General features: G+C 71.9%; 6 protein-coding genes. 4 read left to right on the top strand and 2 right to left on the bottom strand.

What is annotated here, in order from left to right; genetic code table 11:
• Positions 1-187: 187 nt before the first annotated feature.
• Both ACZ60B_RS42455 and tyrS read left to right on the top strand, forming a co-directional pair.
• The gene (locus ACZ60B_RS42455) at positions 188-1,582 is read left to right on the top strand and encodes a metallopeptidase TldD-related protein (protein WP_469397318.1); all 1,395 of its coding nucleotides are present in this window, start codon (positions 188-190) and stop codon (positions 1,580-1,582) included.
• A 72-nt stretch (positions 1,583-1,654) separates the two neighbouring features.
• Positions 1,655-2,923 (top strand): tyrosine--tRNA ligase, encoded by a 1,269-nt coding sequence (gene tyrS, locus ACZ60B_RS42450; RefSeq protein WP_469397316.1) that lies wholly within the window; start codon positions 1,655-1,657, stop codon positions 2,921-2,923.
• 106 nt (positions 2,924-3,029) lie between these two features.
• Here tyrS and ACZ60B_RS42445 read toward each other — a convergent pair whose 3' ends face one another.
• Complete coding sequence (locus ACZ60B_RS42445) at positions 3,030-3,308, bottom strand: GlsB/YeaQ/YmgE family stress response membrane protein (protein ID WP_469397314.1); 279 nt, start codon at positions 3,306-3,308, stop codon at positions 3,030-3,032.
• 234 nt (positions 3,309-3,542) lie between these two features.
• Here ACZ60B_RS42445 and ACZ60B_RS42440 point away from each other — a divergent pair, with 234 nt between their 5' ends.
• Positions 3,543-3,920: a DUF3099 domain-containing protein gene (locus ACZ60B_RS42440; protein ID WP_469397312.1), complete on the top strand. Its 378-nt coding sequence runs from the start codon at positions 3,543-3,545 to the stop codon at positions 3,918-3,920.
• Between the two features lie 187 nt (positions 3,921-4,107).
• On the top strand, positions 4,108-4,326 hold the full coding sequence (locus tag ACZ60B_RS42435; protein WP_162469184.1) for a hypothetical protein: 219 nt from the start codon (positions 4,108-4,110) through the stop codon (positions 4,324-4,326).
• Between the two features lie 72 nt (positions 4,327-4,398).
• Here ACZ60B_RS42435 and moaA read toward each other — a convergent pair whose 3' ends face one another.
• Positions 4,399-5,388, bottom strand: a complete 990-nt coding sequence (gene moaA / locus ACZ60B_RS42430) for a GTP 3',8-cyclase MoaA (protein ID WP_469397308.1) — start codon at positions 5,386-5,388, stop codon at positions 4,399-4,401.
• Positions 5,389-5,638: the final 250 nt, after the last annotated feature.

Below are 5,638 nucleotides of genomic sequence, written 5' to 3'. Positions count from 1 at the left end.
GCAGGAGGCCGGCCGATGAGCGCCCGCATCCGGACCGGCCGGGGGTCCGGGGGTCGTCCCCCGGGCAAGCACAGTCTCAACACCACGCAGGAGGCAGGCCGATGAGCGCCCGCATCCGGACCGGCCGGGGGTCCGGGGGTCGTCCCCCGGGCAAGCACAGTCTCAACACCACGCAGGAGGCAGGCCGATGAGCGCCCGTCCGAGCAAGCCGCACGAGGTCGTCGAGCGGGCCCTGGCGCTGTCGCGTGCGGACGGGTGTGTCGTCATCGCCGACGAGCACTCCACCGCCAACCTGCGCTGGGCGGGCAACGCGCTCACCACGAACGGGGTCACCCGCGGGCGTACGCTCACGGTGATCGCGACGGTCGACGGCAAGGAGGGCACCGCCTCCGGTGTGGTGTCGCGGTCCGCGGTGACGGCGCAGGAGCTGGAGCCGCTGGTGCGGGCCGCCGAGGCCGCCGCGCGCGCCGCGGGACCGGCCGAGGACGCGCAGCCGCTGGTCACGGGCGTGCCGGAGTCCTCCGACTTCACCGAGGCGCCGGTGGAGACCTCCTCCGCGGTGTTCGCCGACTTCGCCCCGGCGCTCGGGGAGTCGTTCGCCCGCGCGCGGGCGGGCGGACGCGAGCTGTACGGCTTCGCCAACCACGAACTGGTGTCGACCTATCTCGGTACGTCGACGGGGCTGCGGCTGCGGCACGACCAGCCCACCGGGACGCTGGAGATCAACGCCAAGTCGCCGGACCGTACCCGGTCGGCCTGGACCGGACGGTCGACCCGGGACTTCAAGGACGTGGACCCCGCCGCGCTGGACGCGGAGCTGGCCGTACGGCTGGGCTGGGCGGAGCGCCGGGTGGCGCTGCCCGCGGGCCGCTACGAGACGCTGCTGCCGCCGACCGCGGTCGCCGACCTGCTGATCTACCAGATGTGGTCGGCGTCGGGGCGGGACGCGACCGAGGGGCGGACGGTGTTCTCCAAGCCGGGTGGCGGCACCCGCCTGGGCGACCGGCTGTCGGAACTGCCGCTGACCCTGCGCAGCGACCCGGACGAACCCGGCCTGGAGACCGCGCCCTTCGTGATCGCGCACTCCTCGCACGGCGACCAGTCGGTGTTCGACAACGGGCTGCCGGTCCGGGCGACCGAATGGGTCGGGGCGGGTGAGCTGACGAACCTCACGACCACCCGCCACAGTGCCGGCCTGACCGGGCTGCCGGTGGCGCCGGCGATCGACAACCTGATCCTGGACGGGGGCGCGGACCGCTCGCTGGAGGAGATGGTCGCGGACACCGGGCGGGGGCTGCTGCTGACCTGTCTCTGGTACATCCGCGAGGTCGATCCGGCGACCCTGCTGCTGACGGGGCTGACCCGGGACGGCGTCTACCTGGTCGAGAACGGCGAGGTGACCGGCGAGGTCAACAACTTCCGGTTCAACGAGTCGCCGGTGGACCTGCTGGGGCGGGCGACGGAGGCGGGGCGCACCGAAAAGACGCTGCCGCGCGAGTGGAGCGACTGGTTCACCAGGGCGGCGATGCCCGCGCTGCGGGTGCCGGACTTCAATATGAGCTCTGTCAGCCAGGGCGTATAACCTCGTAGCCACGGCCGTCGTCCGACGGCCGTGGCCCCATGCCCGAAGAACGTCCAAGGAGATACGAGAACCGTGACGGACATCGTCGACGAGCTAAAGTGGCGGGGCCTGTTCGCCCTGTCCACCGACGAAGAGGCTTTGCGCAAGGCGCTCGCGGACGGTCCCGTCACGTTCTATTGCGGTTTCGACCCGACCGCGGCGAGCCTGCACGTCGGCCACCTGGTGCAGGTCCTCACCATGCGCCGGCTCCAGCGGGCGGGCCTGCGCCCGCTGGCCCTGGTCGGCGGTGCGACGGGCCAGATCGGCGACCCGCGCCCGACGGCCGAGCGCACGCTGAACGACCCGGAGACGGTCGCGAACTGGGTGACCCGGCTGCGCTCGCAGATCGAGCCGTTCCTGTCCTTCGAGGGCGACAACGCCGCGGTGATGGTGAACAACCTGGACTGGACGGCCGGGCTGTCGGCCATCGAGTTCCTGCGGGACATCGGCAAGCACTTCCGCGTCAACAAGATGCTCACCAAGGACTCCGTGGCCCGGCGCCTGGAGTCCGAGGAGGGCATCAGCTACACCGAGTTCAGCTACCAGCTCCTCCAGGGCATGGACTTCCTGGAGCTGTACCGGCGGCACGGCTGCACCTTGCAGCAGGGCGGCAGCGACCAGTGGGGCAACCTCACCGCGGGTCTCGATCTGATCCACCGCCTGGAGCCGCACGCCCAGGTGCACGCGCTGGCGACGCCGCTGATGGTCAAGGCGGACGGCACCAAGTTCGGCAAGACCGAGGGCGGCGCCATCTGGCTCGACCCCGAGATGACGACGCCGTACGCGTTCTACCAGTTCTGGCTGAACGTGGACGACCGGGACATCTCGACGTACATGCGGATCCTGTCCTTCCGGTCCCGCGAGGAGCTGGAGGAGCTGGAGCAGCAGACCGCCGAGCGTCCGCAGGCGCGCGCCGCCCAGCGCGCGCTCGCCGAGGAGCTGACGACCCTGGTGCACGGCGCCGACCAGACGGCCGCCGTGATCGCCGCGTCCAAGGCGCTGTTCGGGCAGGGCGAGCTGACGGACCTGGACGACCGGACGCTGGCCGCGGCCCTGTCCGAGGTTCCGCACATCAAGGTCGGCGCGCTCGGGCCGGTCGTGGACCTGTTCGCCGAGGTCGGGCTGGTGGCCAGCAAGTCGGCCGCCCGTCGCACGGTCAAGGAGGGCGGTGCCTACGTGAACAACGTCAAGGTCGCCGCCGAGGACGCGGTCCCCGCCCCCGAGGACCTGCTGCACGGGCGCTGGCTGGTGCTGCGCCGGGGCAAGAAGAACCTGGCGGCCGTCGAGGTCGAGGCCGGCTGAGTTTCCCGGCCGGCCGAGCCGGACCGGGCGAAGGGGTGGCTTCCCGTGCGGGAGGCCACCCCTTCGCCGTGCGCGCCCCGGCGATCGGCCTCGCCGGGGCCGCCCCTCAGGCTCGTTGCTTTCTGCCGCCCCGCAGGGACATGTACGCCATGTCGCCGACGGCGACGATGATGATCGCGGCCACCAGCTGGAACAGGTGCCGGGTCCAGTCGATGCCGGGGGTCTGGGCGACCCCGAGTCCGCGGGCGATCGCGTTGCCCGCGACGGCGCCGAGGATGCCGAAGATGGTGGTCAGCCACAAGGGGCTGTGCTGCTTGCCCGGGATGACCGCCTTGGCGATCAGGCCCAGCACGAACCCCACGATGATGGCCCACAGCCAGCCCATGACTGCCTCCTCGTGCAACTTGACGTGAGCAGTACGGTCAGTGTCCGCCCGCCCCTCGTACGGCGCATGTCGGGTCCGGGCGTACGGGGGACGGCGCAGGTGGATCGCCCGGACGGGACGCGCCCCGGTCTCGAAGGCGGCGCAGCCGCGGCGTAACGTGGAAGCTGTTCGGACCCGGTTTCCCGGCCGGGCGGCGGCCTGGGAGAGTCCGATGCGGGCGGATGGTGGAATGTGATGCGGAAGCTGCACGGTGGGGGCGACGTCGAGGTCTTCCGGATCACCGGAGCCCGCCAGAGCCTCCAGGACGACGTGCGCGGCCGGCAGCGCCGGTACGTCATCTCGATGACCATCCGCACCCTGTCGGTGATCCTCGCGGCGACCCTGTGGGGCGTGGAACGGCACGTCGCGATCGTGGCGCTGGTCCTGGGCGCGGTCCTGCCCTACATCGCGGTGGTCGTCGCCAACGCCGGGCGCGAGAACGCGCCGTCGCTGCCGACGACGTTCGTGACCTTGCCGACGCCGCCGATGATCGAGCCGCCGTCGGCGCGGGAGGAGTCCGCGGAATCCGTCCCGGAGGACGCGGCGGACGATCGCACTGAGCGTCAGCCGTGAGCACGCTGTGCGCCAAGCTCAAGAAAAGCTCAGATCTATCCTGCTGTTCCGGCTCCCGACGGCCGGTTACCCGTGACATACTTCGTACGCGCTCCGCATCCCCCGTCGGAGCGACAGACCGACGCCGGGCAGCTCCCCCCGTGGCTGCTCGGCGTCGCCTTGTGTGCGCACCTGTGAGATGAAATCCGTGAGTGACGAGACCCCTGTCTGTTCCGCGAAGGGCTGCCGCGCCGACGCCGTGTGGGTCCTCGCGTGGAACAACCCGAAGATCCACACCCCGGAGCGGCGCAAGACCTGGCTCGCGTGCGACGAGCACCGCGAGCATCTGTCCCAGTTCCTGGGGGTACGGGGTTTCCTCAAGGACGTGGTGAAGTTCGCGGAGTGGACCGCGCCCGAGGGCGCCTGACCTTCAGCGGAGCCGGGGGTCCGGTGCTTCCGGCGGCCCTGATGTCCGGTGCTTCGGTCCCGGGTGTCCCGGTCAGCCGCCGATCGCGGACATCGGGCGTTCGGGCTGGAGGAACGAGGGGTCGTCCAGACCCGATCCGGCCTTCTTGCCCCACATCGCCAGCCGCCAGATCCGGGCGATCTCCTCGTCGGGGGCGCCGCCGCGCAGTGCGGCGCGCAGGTCCGTCTCCTCGGTGGCGAACAGACAGGTGCGGATCTGGCCGTCGGCGGTGAGCCGGGTCCGGTCGCAGGCCGCGCAGAACGGCCGGGTGACGGAGGCGATGACGCCGACGCGGTGCGGTCCGCCGTCGACGACCCAGCGTTCGGCCGGGGCCGAGCCGCGCTCCTCGGATCCCTCGGCGGTCAGCTCGAAGCGGGTGCGCAGCGAGGTGAGGATGTCGCCCGCGGTCACCATGCCCTCGCGCTTCCAGCCGTGCTGGGCGTCCAGCGGCATCTGCTCGATGAAGCGCAGTTCGTAGTCGTGCTCCATCGCCCAGGCGAGCAGGTCCGGGGCCTCGTCGTCGTTCATGCCCGGTATCAGTACGGCGTTGACCTTGACGGGGAGCAGGCCCGCCTCGGCGGCGGCGGCCAGGCCCGCGACGACGTCGTGGTGGCGGTCCCGGCGGGTCAGGGCCTTGAAGACGTCGGGGCGCAGGGTGTCCAGCGAGACGTTCACCCGGTCCAGGCCCGCGGCCTTCAGGGCCGCGGCGGTGCGGCGCAGGCCGATGCCGTTGGTGGTGAGGGACATCCGGGGGCGGGGGGCGAGGGCCGCGACCCGCTCGACGATGCCGACCAGTCCGGGGCGCAGCAGGGGCTCGCCGCCGGTGAAACGGACCTCTTCGATGCCGAGCGAGGTGACCGCGACGTCGATCAGCCGGACGATCTCGTCGTCGGTGAGCAGATCGGGCTTGGACAGCCACTGCAGGCCCTCCTCGGGCATGCAGTAGGCGCAGCGCAGATTGCACCGGTCGGTGAGCGAGACCCTCAGGTCGGTGGCCACTCGGCCGTAGGTGTCGATGAGCACGTGGGCCCCCTCCCTCGTCGCGGATCGAATCCGGTTCCGTCACCTTGAGCCTACGTGACGTCGCCGACGACACCGGTTGCCGATCCCCGGTTGTCGATCCCCCGGACACGGCGCGGCCGCGGGGGGGGGGGGGCCCCCCCCCCCCCGCCCCCCCCCCCCCCCGCCCCCCGGCCGGGGCGGCCGGGGCCGGGCACCCCCCCAACAACACAAAGGGCGGCGATTCGGGCGTGGGGGGGGGGCAGGGAAGCCC

The sequence above is a fragment of the Streptomyces sp. NPDC104096 genome, assembly GCF_055584385.1.
This window is presented reverse-complemented; position numbering and strand designations above follow the sequence as displayed.

Bases quoted from the DNA above. Each gene is read 5' to 3' on its own strand.
- ACZ60B_RS42455 (WP_469397318.1), top strand. From the start codon at position 188: ATGAGCGCCCGTCCGAGCAAGCCGCACGAGGTCGTCGAGCGGGCCCTG.
- ACZ60B_RS42440 (WP_469397312.1), top strand. From the start codon at position 3,543: ATGCGGAAGCTGCACGGTGGGGGCGACGTCGAGGTCTTCCGGATCACC.
- ACZ60B_RS42445 (WP_469397314.1), bottom strand. From the start codon at position 3,308: ATGGGCTGGCTGTGGGCCATCATCGTGGGGTTCGTGCTGGGCCTGATC.